The organism is Uliginosibacterium sediminicola, assembly GCF_039631295.1.
GTDB classification, from domain to species: Bacteria; Pseudomonadota; Gammaproteobacteria; order Burkholderiales; family Rhodocyclaceae; genus Viridibacterium; species Viridibacterium sediminicola.
Window position 1 is genome coordinate 595,428 of the sequence record NZ_JBDIVE010000001.1, and the last position, 16,306, is coordinate 611,733.

At 64.8% G+C, this 16,306-nt stretch carries 18 protein-coding genes; 8 read left to right on the forward strand and 10 right to left on the reverse strand.

Annotated features, from left to right (window positions below):
• The first annotated feature begins 66 nt into the window (after positions 1-66).
• Positions 67-1,020 (forward strand): methionyl-tRNA formyltransferase, encoded by a 954-nt coding sequence (fmt, locus tag ABDB84_RS02825; RefSeq protein ID WP_345918162.1) that lies wholly within the window; start codon positions 67-69, stop codon positions 1,018-1,020.
• Here the strand turns inward: fmt and ABDB84_RS02830 are convergent.
• The 7 genes from ABDB84_RS02830 to rng are packed head-to-tail and all read right to left on the reverse strand — an operon-like array spanning position 1,017 to position 6,193.
• The gene (locus ABDB84_RS02830; protein WP_345918163.1) at positions 1,017-1,748 is read right to left on the reverse strand and encodes a UPF0149 family protein; all 732 of its coding nucleotides are present in this window, start codon (positions 1,746-1,748) and stop codon (positions 1,017-1,019) included. The two genes, fmt and ABDB84_RS02830, sit on opposite strands and share 4 nt — an antisense overlap.
• A complete protein-coding gene (locus ABDB84_RS02835) occupies positions 1,745-2,254 on the reverse strand; it encodes a DUF4442 domain-containing protein (protein ID WP_345918164.1) in 510 nt (169 codons plus the stop codon). The genes ABDB84_RS02830 and ABDB84_RS02835 overlap by 4 nt, the downstream gene beginning before the upstream one ends.
• A complete protein-coding gene (gene ruvA / locus ABDB84_RS02840; protein ID WP_345918165.1) occupies positions 2,251-2,835 on the reverse strand; it encodes a Holliday junction branch migration protein RuvA in 585 nt (194 codons plus the stop codon). The genes ABDB84_RS02835 and ruvA overlap by 4 nt, the downstream gene beginning before the upstream one ends.
• Positions 2,832-3,419: a CDP-alcohol phosphatidyltransferase family protein gene (locus ABDB84_RS02845; RefSeq protein WP_345918166.1), complete on the reverse strand. Its 588-nt coding sequence runs from the start codon at positions 3,417-3,419 to the stop codon at positions 2,832-2,834. The genes ruvA and ABDB84_RS02845 overlap by 4 nt, the downstream gene beginning before the upstream one ends.
• 8 nt (positions 3,420-3,427) lie before the next feature.
• Complete coding sequence (locus ABDB84_RS02850) at positions 3,428-4,090, reverse strand: HAD family hydrolase (RefSeq protein WP_345918167.1); 663 nt, start codon at positions 4,088-4,090, stop codon at positions 3,428-3,430.
• 13 nt (positions 4,091-4,103) lie between these two features.
• Positions 4,104-4,730, reverse strand: coding sequence for a GNAT family N-acetyltransferase (locus ABDB84_RS02855; protein ID WP_345918168.1), 627 nt, complete (start codon positions 4,728-4,730; stop codon positions 4,104-4,106).
• An 8-nt stretch (positions 4,731-4,738) separates the two neighbouring features.
• The gene (gene rng / locus ABDB84_RS02860; RefSeq protein ID WP_345918169.1) at positions 4,739-6,193 is read right to left on the reverse strand and encodes a ribonuclease G; all 1,455 of its coding nucleotides are present in this window, start codon (positions 6,191-6,193) and stop codon (positions 4,739-4,741) included.
• A gap of 125 nt (positions 6,194-6,318) precedes the next feature.
• Between rng and ABDB84_RS02865 the strand changes: the two genes are divergently transcribed.
• Complete coding sequence (locus ABDB84_RS02865) at positions 6,319-7,521, forward strand: BaiN/RdsA family NAD(P)/FAD-dependent oxidoreductase (protein ID WP_345918170.1); 1,203 nt, start codon at positions 6,319-6,321, stop codon at positions 7,519-7,521.
• A 3-nt stretch (positions 7,522-7,524) separates the two neighbouring features.
• Here the strand turns inward: ABDB84_RS02865 and rph are convergent, their stop codons facing one another.
• The 3 genes from rph to ABDB84_RS02880 all read right to left on the reverse strand — a co-directional run bounded on the left by rph (position 7,525) and on the right by ABDB84_RS02880 (position 10,256).
• A complete protein-coding gene (gene rph / locus ABDB84_RS02870; RefSeq protein WP_345918171.1) occupies positions 7,525-8,247 on the reverse strand; it encodes a ribonuclease PH in 723 nt (240 codons plus the stop codon).
• Between the two features lie 115 nt (positions 8,248-8,362).
• A complete protein-coding gene (locus ABDB84_RS02875) occupies positions 8,363-9,289 on the reverse strand; it encodes a PP2C family protein-serine/threonine phosphatase (protein ID WP_345918172.1) in 927 nt (308 codons plus the stop codon).
• 7 nt (positions 9,290-9,296) lie between these two features.
• Positions 9,297-10,256 (reverse strand): serine/threonine protein kinase, encoded by a 960-nt coding sequence (locus ABDB84_RS02880; protein WP_345918173.1) that lies wholly within the window; start codon positions 10,254-10,256, stop codon positions 9,297-9,299.
• A 149-nt stretch (positions 10,257-10,405) separates the two neighbouring features.
• On the opposite strand from ABDB84_RS02880, the gene ABDB84_RS02885 reads away from it, so the two are divergent.
• The 6 genes from ABDB84_RS02885 to ABDB84_RS02910 all read left to right on the forward strand — a co-directional run bounded on the left by ABDB84_RS02885 (position 10,406) and on the right by ABDB84_RS02910 (position 16,305).
• A complete protein-coding gene (locus tag ABDB84_RS02885; RefSeq protein WP_345918174.1) occupies positions 10,406-11,272 on the forward strand; it encodes a YicC/YloC family endoribonuclease in 867 nt (288 codons plus the stop codon).
• A 136-nt stretch (positions 11,273-11,408) separates the two neighbouring features.
• Complete coding sequence (gene gmk / locus ABDB84_RS02890) at positions 11,409-12,023, forward strand: guanylate kinase (protein ID WP_345918175.1); 615 nt, start codon at positions 11,409-11,411, stop codon at positions 12,021-12,023.
• Between the two features lie 103 nt (positions 12,024-12,126).
• Entirely contained in the window at positions 12,127-12,333 is a 207-nt protein-coding gene (gene rpoZ / locus ABDB84_RS02895; RefSeq protein ID WP_345918176.1) for a DNA-directed RNA polymerase subunit omega, read from the forward strand.
• A 138-nt stretch (positions 12,334-12,471) separates the two neighbouring features.
• The gene (locus tag ABDB84_RS02900) at positions 12,472-14,661 is read left to right on the forward strand and encodes a RelA/SpoT family protein (protein WP_345918356.1); all 2,190 of its coding nucleotides are present in this window, start codon (positions 12,472-12,474) and stop codon (positions 14,659-14,661) included.
• Between the two features lie 32 nt (positions 14,662-14,693).
• A complete protein-coding gene (locus tag ABDB84_RS02905) occupies positions 14,694-14,882 on the forward strand; it encodes a DUF3460 family protein (protein WP_345918177.1) in 189 nt (62 codons plus the stop codon).
• A gap of 43 nt (positions 14,883-14,925) precedes the next feature.
• Entirely contained in the window at positions 14,926-16,305 is a 1,380-nt protein-coding gene (locus tag ABDB84_RS02910) for an exonuclease domain-containing protein (protein ID WP_345918178.1), read from the forward strand.
• The last annotated feature ends 1 nt before the right edge of the window (position 16,306 follow it).

Below are 16,306 nucleotides of genomic sequence, written 5' to 3' on the forward strand. Positions count from 1 at the left end.
GGGATTGCAGAGCGGGGCTCGCGCCCCCACCCGGCGCCTCTCCCCTCACTCCTCACGCCTTGCTCAATGAAACTCGCCTTCGCCGGAACCCCCGAATTCGCCGCAGTTGCCCTGCGCGCCTTGCTGGATGCGCGCTTCGATGTCGCCCTGGTACTCACCCAGCCTGACCGCCCGGCCGGTCGCGGCATGCAGCTGCAGGCCAGCGCCGTCAAACAGGTGGCGCTGGCGGCAGGCATTCCGGTCGCCCAGCCGGAGAAGCTGCGCACGCCCGAACAGCAAGCGGCCTTGCGCGAGGCCCAGGTCGATGTGCTGGTGGTGGCCGCCTATGGCCTGATTCTGCCGCAAGCGGTGCTCGACATGCCGCGCCTGGGCTGCCTCAATATCCACGCTTCGCTGCTGCCGCGCTGGCGCGGCGCGGCGCCGATCCACCGCGCCATCGAAGCGGGCGACGCCGAGACCGGCATCACCATCATGCAGATGGATGCCGGGCTCGATACCGGCGCCATGCTGACCCAATCGGCGCTGCCGATTCTGGCCGACGACACCACGGCCAGCCTGCATGACAAGCTGGCAGATTTGGGCGGCGAGATGATTGTTGAAGCCTTGCAGGCGCTGTCCACCGGCACCTTGCTGCCGCGCGTCCAGCCAGAGGAAGGCGTGAGCTACGCCAGCAAGATCGCCAAGCGCGAAAGCCAGCTGGATTTCCGCGAATCCGCCCAGTTGCTGGCGCGCCGTCTGCGCGCCTTTGACCCTTTTCCCGGCGGTGCGGCCACCAGCGGCGGCCAGCTGATCAAGCTATGGGCGGGTGAAGCGCTAGCGCAAAACAGCGATCAGCCACCCGGCCGCATCCTGCAGGTTGATGAAGGCGGCGTGCTGGTTTCCTGCGGCGAAGGCGTCTTGCGCCTCACGCAATTGCAGAAAGCCGGCGGCAAGCGCTTGCCGGCGCGCCAGTTCCTGCAGGGCTGCACGCTGCAAGCGGGCGACAGCTTCGATCTGCCGCCGCCTGCTGATCAGGCTTAATTCAGGCTGCGCGGCAGCGGCGTGGCATTGGCCGCGCCGCAGCACTTCTTGAATTTCTTGCCACTGCCACACGGGCAGATGTCGTTGCGGCCCGGCTGCACGTCGGCGCGGTGCGGCACACGTGTCGTTTGCACGACACGCAGCCAGCGGCGCCAGAAAGCATAGAGATACTGCAGGCCGGCGGCGATGGCGCTGATCAGCTCGTCACGCTCGGCGGCGCTGAGCTTGATGCCCGGCGACTTCTCGCCGCTGTCGAAAATGCCGATGAGGTTGAGCAGGGTGACGCATTCCTCATCTTCTTCAAGCGCATCCCAGTGCACTTCTTCGAGCCAGCCCAGGCCAGCACGGAAGCCACGCGCCCAGCCTTCGGCGAGCGGATGCCCGCTCACCGCGACATCGTCGAGCAGCGGGAAATACATGCTGTTGGCGCCTTCTTCGGCGGTGACGCCGGACCAGTCTTCGCGAAAGCCATGCGCGACGTGGTTCCAGTGCTGCAGCAGAAGCTCAGTACAGCGCGCAGCGTCCTGCGCCGACTGCCAGTGGGCACCCTCGCCCAGAACGAGTGCGATCCACTCATCCTGCTCGATGGCGTCGGGGGCGATGAACAGGGAGCAGATCAGGCCGTCCATCTCTTCGACGGAATGGGCGTCGGGGTGCTGCGCGAGGAGTTGATCCAGTTCCTCGATTTCATCATCGCGCAAGGCGCCGTGTGCAATAACAGGAGTCATGGCGCTTTCTTTTCAGTGCCCGGCTTGCGCCGGATATAAATGGTCTTGAGTACGCTGGCGACCGTATCGCCACGACTATCAACAATATCGACCGGCAAAACCGGCTCGTATTTGTCGCCGCCAGCGGTATTTTGGCGGATATCTGCAAGTATGGCATCGTCGATGCGGAATGTGGCGCGCACCGTGCCACGCGCTGGCAGGACGAAATCGATCTGTGCTGCGCGATCCCAGACCACGTAATCACGGCCCAGGTTACGCAGGATCAGCAGCGCAAAAAAGGGATCGCAGAGCGCGTACAGCGAGCCGCCAAAGTGGGTGCCGAAGATATTGGTATTGAACAGACGCTGGCGCATGCGTACGCGCACCTCACGATAATCGGCGCTGATGTGCTCGATGTGGATGCCGGCGCCCAGCAAGGGCGGCCACAGATTCATCAAGCGGCGCATGAGGCTGGCCGAGAGCTCGATATCGCGCAGGAAGCTTTGTTTGAGCTTGGGACTCATCATGCCTTGGAGAGCAGCTTGAGCGCCGCACGGATACCGTCCGAGACACTGACATCGGCCGGCAAGCCCTTGAGCGCGGCAGCCGCTTCCTTCTCGTTGTAACCGAGCGCCAGCAAGGCGTGCACGATGTCGCTCTGCGCGTCATTGACGACGATGGCGCCACTGGCCACGCCCGGCAGGGCCTTGGCCAGCTTGTCGCGCAATTCGAGCAGCAGGCGTTCGGCGGTTTTCTTGCCGATGCCGGGAATCTTCGTCAAACGCCCGCTCTCCTGCAGCGCCACGGCCGAGGCCAGCTCGCTCACCGAAAGGCCGGAGAGCACGGCCAGCGCCGTGCGCGCGCCGATGCCGGAGATCTTCAGCAGCTGGCGGAAAGCCATGCGCTCGTCCTCGCTCGCGAAGCCGTAGAGCACATGGGCGTCCTCGCGAATCGCCAGATGGGTGCGCAAGCTGACGCGCTCGCCAGTGCCAGGCAGGTTGTAGAAGGTGCTCATCGGTACTTCGATCTCGTAGCCGACACCGCCCACGTCGAGGAGGATCTGCGGCGGATTCTTTTCGAGCAGGGTGCCGCTCAGTCGTCCAATCATGATTTTGTCGCCTGTAAGGTTTGGCGCAAGCGCCAGGCATGCAGCACGCTGGGCACATCGTTACGCCATTGCGGAAGTATGGCGGAGATGGCCAGACCTTCGATGTCGGCAAGGATACCGGGCAAGGCCGCCAGCCACACCGCCCAGCCGGTATTGCCACCGGCGAGGATGCCGAGAAAACCGGCGAACAGGCCGATGCCCCACAGCTTGGAACTCCACATATGGTAAGCAGCCTCGCGGCGGAACTTGATGAAGTCAAAGAGATAACGCGCCAGTTCGAGCGCCAGCAAAGTCCCCAGCAAGTATGGGTGCTCGGTGATCGCCGCCGGATGCAGATGCCAGACAGCGCACATCGCTGCGACATAGAACACGCTGTCGGCAATGCTGTCGAGACGCCTCAGGGCGACCGTGGCAACACCGAGACGACGCGCGATAACGCCATCGAACACATCGGAGAGAAAAGCGATCAGCAAACAGCCAGCGAAAGCCGCTGGGTCGGGCCAGAACCAGGCCAGCCAGAGGAGCAGCGGCGCCAGCGCGGCGCGCAAAGCGGTCAGCAGCAGGGGCAGCTGGGTGGCTTTCATCGCAGGGCTCAGGACAGCGCAGCCAGCACGTCGCGCAGCGATTCCACGGCCGGCACACCCAGCCGGCGGATGTCGGCATCAGGGCGCAGCAGATCGGGCACCATCACCACCTTCATGCCGGCCGAGACGGCGGCGCGCACGCCGGCATTCGAATCCTCCAGCGCCAGACAGCGCGTGGGCTGGGCGCCGACGCGCTGCGCGGCGAGTTCGTAGATCTCGGGGTGCGGCTTGCCACGCAACACTTCATCGCCACAGGCCAGCGCCTTGAACTGCGGCAGCAGCTTGGCATGGCTGAGTTTGGCCTCGGCGCGCACGCGGCGTGTCGAGGTGGCGACGGCACACGGAATGCGCAGCGCTTCGAGGCGCTGCAGCAGCTCGCGCACGAAGGGCTTGAGCGGGATGCTGCCGGCCTGGATCGCCCTTTCGTAGAGCTCGCCAAAGCGGGCATTGAGCGCGTCAAGCGGATAGTCGGCACCGAAGGCCTCGGTAAGGATGTGCGCGGAATCGCGCGAGTTGAGGCCGACCATCTTCAGGCTGATGTCATGATCCCAGCGCAGGCCAAGATCGCTGGCGGCCTGCTCGTGCAGCGCCAGGGCCAGGCGTTCGGAGTCGAGCAGAAGCCCGTCCATGTCGAAGATGACCGCGTCGGGGCGGCTGAGGCGAAGTTGCATGTGCGCTGTCCGGTCAGGATGAGCGAGGCTCGATCCGCAATTGGGGAACAATGCCCAGTGCGCTCAGACGCGCTTCGAGCTGCAGCCGCAGCGCCGGCCACTCGGCGGCGATGATCGAGAACTGCACCGAGTCGCGCACCCGCCCGTCGGGCATGATGCGCTCGTTGCGTGCGATGCCTTCTTCGACCGCGCCGAGCTTGCGCAAGGCGGCGCGCGACTGGGCATTGAGCGCATCGGTCTGGAACTGCACGCGCAGGCGCTGCTGGTGCTCGAAGGCGTAGCGCAGCATCAGGTACTTGGCTTCCGGATTGACGAAGCTGCCCTGCCAGCTGCGGGCGATCCAGGTGTGGCCGATCTCGCATTTGCGATTGCTCGGCTCGATCCGCCAGAAGCGCGTGCTGCCGACAATCTCCCCGCTCTGTAGCAGCGTGGTGACAAAGGGCTGCATATGGCCGGCCTGGTAACCAGTCAGCGCCCGCTCGATGTAATCGGGCATCGCCTGCGGTGTGGCAATCGGCGTCAGGCGCGATTGCCACAGGGCGCCATCGTCGACCGCAGCGATCATGCCAGCCAGATGTTCGCGCTGCATCGGCTGCAGCGCCACACGTGCGCCGATCAGGGCAACACATTCACTCATCATCTTCACCCTCAGAGCAGCACGATGTCGAACTGCTCCTGCGAGTAGCTCGATTCAGCGTGCAGCGAAATGGCGCGGCCGATGAAGTCCTGCAGCATGGCGATAGCCTGCGACTCTTCGTCGAGGAACAGATCGACGACCATCGGCGAAGCGAGGATGCGGAATTCCTTGGCCGAGAACTGGCGCGCCTCGCGCACCAGCTCGCGGAGGATTTCATAGGCCACGGTGCGCACCGTCTTGACCTCGCCGCGCCCGCCACAGGTCGGGCAGGGTTCGCAGAGGATGTGCGCCAGCGACTCGCGGGTGCGCTTGCGCGTCATCTCGACCAGCCCCAACGAGGTGAAATTGCCGACCGAGACCTTGGTGTGGTCGCGCGCCAGGGCCTTGTGCAATTCGGCGAGCACCGCGGCACGGTGTTCCTCGCTCTCCATGTCGATGAAGTCGAGCAGGATGATGCCGCCGAGATTGCGCAGGCGCAGCTGGCGTGCGATGGCCTGGGCGGCTTCGAGATTGGTCTTGAAGATGGTGTCGTCAAAGGTGCGCGCCCCGACGAAGCCGCCGGTGTTGACGTCGATGGTGCACAGCGCCTCGGTCTGGTCGATGATCAGATAGCCGCCGCTCTTGAGGTCGACGCGGCGCGCCAGCGCTTTCTGTATCTCCTCTTCCACGCCGTGCAGGTCGAACAGCGGCCGCCCGCCCTGATAGTGTTCGAGCAAGTGCGCCACGCGGGGCATGTATTCGCTGGCGAAGGCGCTGAGCTTCTGGAAGTTCTCGCGCGAATCGATCACCACGCGCGTGGTGTCGGTATCGACGAGGTCGCGCAGCACCCGCTGCGACAAGCTCAGATCGTGATACAGCGCGGCCGGCGGCGTGGCGGCGCTCTTGCGCTGCTGGATCTCGGCCCACAGCTTGCGCAGGTAGGCGATGTCGGCGCCGAGTTCCTCGTCGCTGGCCTGACCGGCCTGGGTGCGCACGATGAAGCCGCCCTTCTCATCCGCCGGAATCAGGTTGTGCAGGCGTGCGCGCAAGGCGTCGCGCTCGCTCTCGCTCTCGATGCGCTGCGAAATGCCGATGTGATGATCCTGCGGCAGATACACCAGCAGGCGACCGGCCAGCGAGAGCTGGGTCGACAAACGCGCGCCCTTGGTGCCGATCGGGTCTTTGAGCACCTGCACCAGCAGGCTCTGGCCCTCGTGCAGGATGCGCTCGATGGGGCGCTGCGTCTCGCCGTGCTGGCGGTCCAGCCAGATGTCGGCCACGTGCAAGAAGGCCGTACGCTCCAGGCCGACTTCGATGAAAGCCGACTGCATGCCCGGCAGCACGCGTACCACGCGGCCCAGATAGATGTTGCCGACAATGCCGCGTGAATGTTCGCGCTCGACGTGCAGTTCCTGCACCTGACCATTGAACATCTGCGCCACACGGGTTTCCTGTGGCGTGAAATTGATGAGGTATTCCTCGCTCATGATGGGATTCCGGAATTGATTGGATGGTTTGAAAGCTGTCGTTGATCAGGATTCTACCGGGATGTCAGGAACGCGAAGAGAAGGATTGGAGGCAGGTATCATCTGCCCTCTGAAGGAGAACGAGCTTGGCTGAACAATTCGATGTTGCCGTGATCGGCGCCGGCGCTGCCGGCATGATGTGCGCCGCCGTAGCCGGCCAGCGCGGGCTGCGCGTGGTGCTGCTCGACCATGCCGAGCGCATTGGCGAGAAGATCCGCATCTCCGGCGGCGGGCGCTGCAATTTCACCAATCTGGGTACCTCCGCTGCCAATTTCCTGTCGGACAATCCGCATTTCTGCCGCTCGGCCCTGTCGCGCTACACGCCGCAGGACTTCCTCGCCCTGCTCGCCCGCCACCACATCGGCTGGCACGAGAAGCACAAGGGCCAGCTGTTCTGCGACGACTCGGCACAGCAGATCATCGACATGCTGGTGGCCGAGTGCGCCGCCGGCGATGTCAGCTGGCGCCAGCCCTGCAAGCTCAAGGCCCTGAGCCGCAGTGAGGAGCGCTGGCAGCTCGACACCAGCCTGGGGCAGATCGACTGCGCTTCACTGGTGGTGGCCACCGGCGGGCTGTCGATTCCGAAAATCGGCGCCAGCGACCTCGGGCACCGCATCGCCCGCCAGTTCGATATTCCCGTGGTGGCGCCCCGCCCTGCCCTGGTGCCGCTGAGCTTTGACCCCGCCGCCTGGGCGCCGTTCGCGGAATTGGCGGGCCTGGCGCTGGAAGTTGAAGTGAGCAGCGCGAGCGGGCATTTCCGCGAGGATCTGTTGTTCACCCATCGCGGCCTGTCTGGCCCGGCGATCCTGCAGATTTCGAGCTATTGGCAGCCCGGCGAAGCAATCCAGATCAATCTGGCGCCCGACGAGGCCAGGCTGGGCGAAGCGCTGATCGATGCCAAACCCGGCAATCGCCAGCACCTGGCGACCATCCTCGCCCAGACCCTGCCGCGCCGCCTGGCCGACACCTGGGTGCAGCGCCACGGCCTGCAAGGCAAACCCCTCGCCGATTGCAGCGACAAGGCTTTGCGCGCACTGGCGCAGGAACTGCAGGCCTGGTCCCTGCTGCCCTCGGGCTCGGAGGGCTATCGCAAGGCCGAGGTGACACGCGGCGGCGTCGATACGCGCGCACTCGACCAGAAGACCATGATGGCGCGCAGCCAGCCCGGACTCTATTTCGTCGGCGAGGTGATGGATGTCACCGGCTGGCTGGGCGGTTACAACTTCCAGTGGGCCTGGGCCAGTGCCTACGCTGCAGGCATGGCCGTTCAGGGACTGAGCGCCGGCTGAGGCTCAGCGCGGCGCGACGGCGTCTTTCTGCAGCTGCACCAGACGCGCGATGCCGTCGGCGGCCAGCCCCAGCAGGCAGTCCAGCTCGGCGCGCGCAAACGGCGTGCCCTCGGCCGTGCCCTGCACTTCAACGAAGCCGCCGCTGCCAGTCATGACCACGTTCATGTCGGTCTCGCAGTCGGAGTCTTCGGGGTAGTCCAGATCCAGCACCGGCACGCCTTTGTAGATGCCGACCGAGATCGCGGCGACCCAGTCGCGCAGCGGCGAAGCCGGCAGCTTGCCGGCCGCCACCAGGCCGGCCAGCGCATCATGCACGGCCACGCAGGCGCCGGTGATCGAGGCCGTGCGCGTGCCGCCATCGGCCTGGATGACATCGCAGTCCACGGTGATCTGACGCTCGCCCAGGGCCTTGAGGTCGACCACCGCGCGCAGGCTGCGGCCGATCAGGCGCTGGATCTCCTGTGTGCGCCCGCTCTGTTTGCCCTTGGCCGCCTCGCGCGCCATCCGCGTATGCGTCGAGCGCGGCAGCATGCCGTATTCGGCCGTCACCCAGCCCTGACCCTTGCCGCGCAGGAAGGGCGGCAGGCTCTCTTCGACCGAGGCCGTGCACAGCACCTGGGTGTCGCCAAACTCGACCAGCACCGAACCTTCGGCGTGGCGGGTGAAATTGCGGGTGATGCGCACAGCGCGCAACTGCTCGGGGGAACGGCCGGAAGGTCGGGTCATGGATGTCTCGGATTCAGAAGGAAATGGGTGCCAGGCGGCGCAGCCGGCGGGAGTCCGGCGCGCGCCCGGGATAAGTCAAACCTGCAGGTCAGCCCCTCAGGTCAAACCCGCAGCCTCAGCGCGGCTCGAATTTGGAGTACTTCTTGATCGCCTGGTTGATCTCCTCGATGGCTTTCTCGATGTCGGTGTCCGACAGCGGATTGGCCTCGGGCGGACGGCTGCGCGTGAAGCCATCCATCTGCGTGGTGATCGAATCCATGGGCATGGTATCGGTGCTGATCGACGAGGGCACGCCCTCGGTATAGTCCTCCAGCCAGCGCATCGACAGGATGGAGAGATTGTCACAACTGCTGCCGCCACGCGCCTCGGCGCGGTTGAGCAGGCGCGGCGTGGTGTCGAGGATATTGGTATCGGCCAGCTGGTCGACGATGTCGTCGCTCTCCAGATTGCCCCACACCCCGTCGGTGCAGATCACGATCAGATCATTGGCGAACAGCGGCGTAGCGTTGGAGAACTCGACCTGCGGCGCATGCGTGCCGCCCAGGCAGCTGAAGATGCGGTTGCGCGCCGGGTGATGCAGGGCTTCCTCTTCGGTAATCAGGCCCTGATCCATCATCAGCTGCAGGCGCGAATGGTCGCGCGTCTGCGCCACGGTGCGCCCCTTGCGCACCAGATAGAGCCGCGTATCGCCGGCATGCGCCCAATAGGCCACGCTGTTCTGGATCAGGCAGGCAACGATGGTGGTGCGCGGCGCGTCGGGCAGGCGCTTGTCGTAGGCGTAATCGACGATGGCATTGTGCGCATTGGTCAGCGAGCGCGACAGGAACATCAGCTCATCGCGGATCTGCGGCTGCGCCGTCTGCTGGAAGGCCTCGATGAGGTATTGCGCGGCAATCTGCGCGGCAATCTCGCCATGCAGATGGCCGCCCATGCCATCGGCCACCACCATCAGCAAGGCTTCGCGCGAATAGCTGTAGGCCACGCGGTCCTGATTATTGGGACGGGCACCGGGGCGACTTTCCTGGTAGATGGAAAATTTCATGGCAGGCTCAGGACTTCCGGATCAGTGCGCGCAAGTGCGTGGTGACCTTGCTCAGCAAAGTGGTCGGGGGCTTCGGGGCAATATGGCGCGAACGCGTCAGCAAGGCCTTCTGCAAGGCATACACGCTCTGCGGACGCTCCAGCGGATTGAGGTTAAGACACCAGTCGATGGTTTCGAGCATATGCACCGAATACTCACCCGCCCAGCGCTTGGTGGCCGGCTCGAAGGTGTCTTTCTTGATGCGCTCGTCCGAACGCAAAGGGGGCGCGCCCGCCAGGCAGGCGTACATCGAGGCGCCAACGCTGTAGATGTCACTCCAGGGCCCCAGATTCTCGCGGTCATTGAACTGCTCGGGCGGCGCATAGCCCGGCGTGTACATCGGCTTGAGCATCGGCGTGTCCTGCGCCAGAGTCTGGCGCGCGGCGCCAAAATCGAGCAGCACCGGCGTGCCGTCATTGCGCAGATAAATGTTCGAGGGCTTGATGTCGAGGTGCAGCAGCTTGTGCGCATGCACCTCGCGCAGGCCATTGAGCAGGCGGGTGAACACGCCGCGGATGAAGCGCTCCTTGATATGGCCCTTGTTGCGATGGATGAAATCCTGCAGCGTACGGCCGCGCTCGAACTGCATGACCATATACACCGTGCCATTGGCGCGGAAGAAGTTCAGCACGCGCACCACGTTCGGGTGCATCAGCTTGGCCAGTGAGCGGCCTTCCTCGAAGAAGCACTTCATGCCGTAGCGGAAGGCGGCCTGGTGCTCCTCGGTAATCTGCGGCTCGATCTCGCCGGCTTTGCGCAGCGCCAGCGAATTGGGCAGGTATTCCTTGATGGCCACCGGCACCGCGCTGTCATCGGTCGCCAGGTAGACGATCGAAAAACCACCCAGGCTGAGCTGTTGCTCAATGCGGTATTGTTCGAGCTGGAACCCCGAAGGCAGTGGACTGTTGATTTGTGACGGCGTGGCCATGGGTTAATATCAGCTTTCGATCCTGCACGGCAGCCCACTCTCGGCAACCTGCAGCAGGGCAATTGTCGCATGTGACGCCTGCGCTGTCTTGACGGCCTTGCGGCGCCTGGCATTGACCCGCCACCACCCAGACAACACGGAATATTCCAATGGTATTCAGCATGACCGGCTATGCCGCCCTGACGCATCAAATCGGCGGCGTGGCCCTGCACCTCGAACTGCGTAGCGTCAATTCCCGCTATCTGGACCTGGCTTTCCGCATCAACGAGGAACTGCGCTTTGCCGAACCGCTGATGCGGGAACTGATCGGCGCGAGCCTATCACGCGGCAAGGTCGAGTGTCGTGCCAGCTTACAGGCGGCGGCTCAGGGAACACCCGAACTTGCCGTGAACGCCGAGATGCTGCGTCGTCTGGCCGCCGCGCAAGCTCTGGTGCAAGCAGCACTGCCGGCCGCCGCGCCGCTCTCCACCGGCGAGGTGCTGCGCTGGCCCGGCGTGCTGGCTGAAGAGACGGTCTCGCAGGAAGCCCTGGTCGAGGCCATGGGCAAGCTGGGCAAGCAGGCGATTGCCGAACTGCGCGACAGCCGCCAGCGCGAAGGCGCCAAGCTGGTCGAAGCCCTGCGCGAACGCGTGGCCCTGATGCGCGGCAAGATCGCCGTGGCCGCGCCGCTGGTGCCGGCCGCCGTCGAGGAATACCGCAACCGCATGACCCTGCGCCTGCGCGAAGCCGTCGCCACGCTGGACGAAGACCGCATCCGCAGCGAAGTGACGTTGTTTGCGCAGAAGGTTGATGTAGCCGAGGAATTGACGCGCCTGAACACCCATCTGGACGAAGTCGAGCGCGTCCTCAAGGCCGGTGGCGCCGTCGGCAAGCGGCTCGATTTCCTGATGCAGGAACTCAACCGCGAAGCCAACACCCTGGCCTCGAAAGCCGTGTCCAGCGAATTAACCGGCATCTCGGTCGATTTGAAGGTCTATATCGAACAGATGCGCGAACAAGTGCAGAACCTAGAATGAAGGAGCGAGACATGGAGAGGGCGCCCTTCGAGCGTTGCGACAGTGTTGGTGACCAGTGCTCACTGCGCCCTTCAAGCCTCGCCGCACCATCCCTAGCCCCTAGCCCCTAGCCCCTAGCCCCTAGCCCCTAAAAAGTATGAGCGGCATTCTCTACATCGTCTCCGCCCCCTCCGGGGCGGGCAAAACCACCCTGGTCCGCGCCCTGCTGCGCGAAGACCCGGCCATCCGCCTGTCCGTCTCCTACACCACGCGCAGCCCGCGTGAGGGCGAAGAAGACGGCGTCGCCTACAACTTCGTCGATGCGGCGCGCTTCCAGGCCATGCGCGAGGCCGGTGAATTCCTTGAATGGGCTGAGGTGCACGGTAATTACTACGCCACCTCGCGACCCTGGCTGCAGGCGCAGCTCGCCAAAGGGCAGGACGTACTGCTCGAAATCGACTGGCAAGGCGCCGCCCAGGTGCGCGCACAATTCCCGGAAGCGGTCAGCATCTTCATCCTGCCGCCTTCCTACGCCGTGCTGGAACAACGCCTGCGCGGCCGCGGCACCGACAGCGCCGAGGTCATCGCCCGTCGTCTGGCCGCCGCACGCGATGAAATGCGTCGTGTCTGCGATTTCGACTACGCTATAATTAACAACGACTTGCCGATAGCGCTGCTTGACCTGCAGGCGGTCACGCGGGCAGCACGCCTGCGCACCCGTCAAACACAGGAAAGAAATCCTGCCGTATTTGTCGACAACCTCGGCCAATAGTGGCACGGTATGCCCTTGACGCTCTTTTTGCAGTGCGACAATACTGCTTGCGCTGTCTGGCAGCTTTCGGTTTTGCAATGATTTTTACCAGGAGTACCCGGCCATGGCCCGTATCACGATTGAAGACGCTCTGAACAAGATCCCCAACCGCTTCGAGCTGACGCTTGCTGCAACTTACCGCGCACGCCAGATCTCCTCGGGCAGCACGCCCCTGGTCGATGGCGACCGCGACAAGCCGACGGTGATCGCCCTGCGTGAAATCGCTCTGGGCAAGGTCGGCCGCGAAATGCTCAATCGCGCCCAGGCCTGATGTAGACCGGAGCGGTGGAGACTCAAGGTGCGCGCCGCTTCGCAAGCCTCGCCCAGCCCCGCCGATGCCCTGCCGACCCCGCTGGTCAGCAAGGCAGCGGGCGGCGCTGAGGACGACACCGCCCCCGCTGGCGCCCAGGTGGCCAGCGCCGAGGTGATCGAATTCGCACGCCTGCGCCTGCAGGCTGCCCGCTATCTCAAAGCCGAAGATGTGGAACGGCTCGAAGCGGCCTTCCAGATGTCGATGCGCGCCCACGACGGGCAATACCGCATCAGTGGCGATCCCTACATCTCGCACCCGCTGGCGGTTGCCGAGATCCTCTCGCAGTGGCACCTCGATGCGCACGCCCTGATTGCTGGCCTGCTGCACGACGTGATGGAAGACTGCGACATCACAAAGGATGACATCTCGACGGCCTTCGGCAAGATCGCTGCCGACCTCGTCGATGGCGTCTCCAAGCTCGACCGCATCGAATTCCGCTCCTACGCCGAAGCGCAGGCGGAAAACTACCGCAAGATGTTCCTGGCCATGGCGCGTGACGTGCGCGTCATCCTGATCAAGCTGGCTGACCGTCTGCACAATATGCGCACGCTGGACGCCGTGCGGCCCGACAAGCGCCGCCGCATCGCGCGCGAAACCCTGGAAATCTACGCCCCGATAGCCAATCGCCTGGGCCTCAACACGCTCTACCGCGAGTTGCAGGAGCTCTCCTTCAAGCACACCTATCCGATGCGCTTCCGCGTGCTGGCCAAGGCACTCAAGCAATCGCGCGGCGACCGTCGTGAAGTGGTAGCAAGGCTGATGAGCAGCGTGCAGGAGCGCCTGCCGGCCTGGCATGTCGACGCCGAGGTCTATGGCCGCGAGAAACACCTCTACGGCATCTACCGCAAGATGGCCGACAAGCGCCTGTCCTTCTCGCAGGTGCTCGACATCTACGGCTTCCGCATCCTGGTCAAGGATCTGCCCAGCTGCTACCTCGCGCTCGGCGCCTTGCACGAGCTCTACAAGCCGGTGCCGGGCAAGTTCAAGGACTACGTGGCGATTCCCAAGGCCAACGGCTACCAGTCGATCCACACCACCATCATTGGGCCGATGGGCATGCCGGTGGAAGTGCAGATCCGCACCACCGCCATGCACGCGGTGGCCGAGAGCGGCGTGGCCTCGCACTGGCTGTACAAGGATGAATCGGCCTCGCTGTCCGATCTGCAGCGCAAGACCCATAACTGGCTGCAATCCCTGCTTGAACTGCAGACCGCCTCGGGCGATTCGAGCGAATTCCTCGAACACGTCAAGATCGACCTGTTCCCCGGCGATGTCTTCATCTTCTCGCCCAAGGGCAAGATCTACAACCTGCCGCGCGGCGCCACGGCCGTCGATTTCGCCTATGCGGTGCACACCGACATCGGCAACTGCTGCGTGGCCTGCCGCATCAACGGCGAGCTGCGCCCGCTGCGCACCGAGCTGAAGAACGGCGATCAGGTCGAGATCGTCACCGCCTCGCATGCCAGCCCGAATCCGGCCTGGCTCTCGTATGTACGCACCGGGAAGGCACGCGCCGAGATCCGCCACTTCCTCAAGAATGCGCAGCAGGAAGAAGCCTCCAGCCTGGGCGAACGCCTGCTGATCCAGGCGCTGCGCCCGCAAGGCCTGGTGCTCTCCGACATCGGTACCCTGGCCTGGGACAAGCTGCTGCGCGAGAACGGCGTCAAGACGCGCAACGACATCCTCACCGACATCGGCCTGGGCAAGCGCCTTGCCGCCGTCGTTGCGCGCCGCCTGCAGGAGCTGCAGGCCGGCCGCAGCGCCGAGCAGGCCGATGGCGAGAACAAGCCGCGCAACAACGGGGCGATCCAGATCCACGGTGGCGAAGGCATGGCGGTGCAGATGGCGCGTTGCTGCCGGCCGATTCCGGGCGACCCCATCGTCGGCATGATCCGCAAGGGCCAGGGCCTCGAAGTGCACGTCAATGACTGTCCGGTGCTCACCCGCAACCACTCGGCCGACCGCGACCGCTGGATCGATGTCGAGTGGGAAGCCGGCACCGAGCGCATGTTCGATGTCACCATCCGCGTCCTCGTCGAGCACCGCCGCGGCGTGCTGGCGCGGGTTGCCGCCGCCATCGCCGACCAGGAATCGAACATCCAGTCGGTGAGCATGGAGAAGGACCAGGGCGATCAAGGCCCGCACAGCGTCATCAATTTCGTCCTGCAGGTGCATAATCGCCTGCATCTGGCGCGCGTCATGCGCGCCGTGCGCCGCACACCGGAGGCGATCCGCGTCAGCCGCGTGCGCAGCGACAAGCCGGTACCGGCCGAACGTAAAAACTGAATTTCCCCGAACCACCGCATACCCGAGCAAACATGGCTATCTACGAATCCGAACACACCAAATTCATGCGCGAATGGCTGAAGGCGCACCCTGAAGAACTCGAAGTGCAGCGCCAGGGCCGTGCGCTGTGGTGGGACAAGCCGCAAGACCTCAAGGAAACGGCGGCCAACACCGCCTCCAGCGTCAAGAACAAGGCTTACTACTACCAGAACGAAGTCTGAAGCGAAGGCCCGCCGCCACCAGGCGGGCAGATCGCGCGCCGCCATGCCGTATCCCCGTCTTGCCATCATCGACCTCGAAACCACCGGGGCCGATCCGACGCGCGACCGCATCACCGAGATCGCCATCCTCCTCACCGAAGGCGATGTGCTGCTTGAACGCTGGAGCAGCCTCGTCAATCCGGGCATGCCGATTCCGCCGCGCATCGAGCAACTGATCGGCATCACCGACGCCATGGTCGCCGACGCGCCGGACTTTGCCGCGCTGATGCCGGCCATCCGCCGGCAACTCGAGGGCGCCATCTTCGTCGCCCACAATGTGCGCTTTGACTACAACTTCATGCGTGCCGCCTTCGAACGCGAGGGGCAGAGCTTTCACGCGCCGACGCTGTGCTCGGTGAAGTTTTCACGCGCGCTGTTCCCGCAATTCACGCGTCACGGCCTGGACGCCATCATCGAGCGCCGCGGCTACCGCATCGACGCGCGACATCGTGCGCTCGACGATGCGCAGATCGTCTGGCAATTCATGCAGGACTGCCAGCAGGAGCAAAGCCCGGAGCGCATCGCCCAGGCCTGGCAGCGTGCGCTATCGACCACGCCGCAGCCGCGCATGCCGATCGGCGATCTGGAAGCCCTGCCCGAGTGCGCCGGCGTCTACGTGCTGCGCAACAGCCACGGTCACGCCCTGCACATCGGCCGCAGCCGCAATCTGCGCAGCGAAGTGCTGGGCCTGTTCTCGCGGCAGAGCGATTCGCGCCTGAAAAGCTATACGCGCACCACCCATTCGGTCGATAGCTTCCCGGCCGCCGGCGATTTTGAGGCCCAGCTGCTGGAGTTGCGCCTGCAACGCAGCGAAGCGGGCAACAAGGCGCCGCCAGAGTGGGCCTGGGGCTGGCAGTGGCAAGCCGACGACACCCCGGGCGCCACGCAATTGCAGCTGCGCAATCTGAGCGGCAGCGATCCGGCCAGCTGGGGCAGCGACTGCTTCGGCTGCCTGCGCGGCGAGCAGGAGGCGCGCAAGCTGCTGCGCGATCTGTGCAACAAACACCGTCTGTGCCCGCGCCGCGTCGGCCTGGAATTCGGCTTGGGCGCCTGTCACGCCCACGCGCTCGGCAAATGTGCGGGCGTGTGTGGCGGTCACGAAAGCGCTGCCCAGCACGATGCGCGCATGCTCGCCGCCCTCGCCTCGATGCGCCTGCGCGACTGGCCCGGCACGGGCGCCCTGCTGATTGCCGAACACGACGAGGCGCAGCAGCGCAGCGCCTTCCATGTCTTCGATCAGTGGTGTCATCTGGGTAGCAGCAGCTCGCTGGCCGAGGCGCAGACCCTGGCGGCTAGCGCGCCACCGCGCCGCTTTGATGCCGCCCTCTACCGCCTGCTGCAGCGCTGGCTGACCCAACCAGGCCACAGCTTCAGCGCGCTTTGAA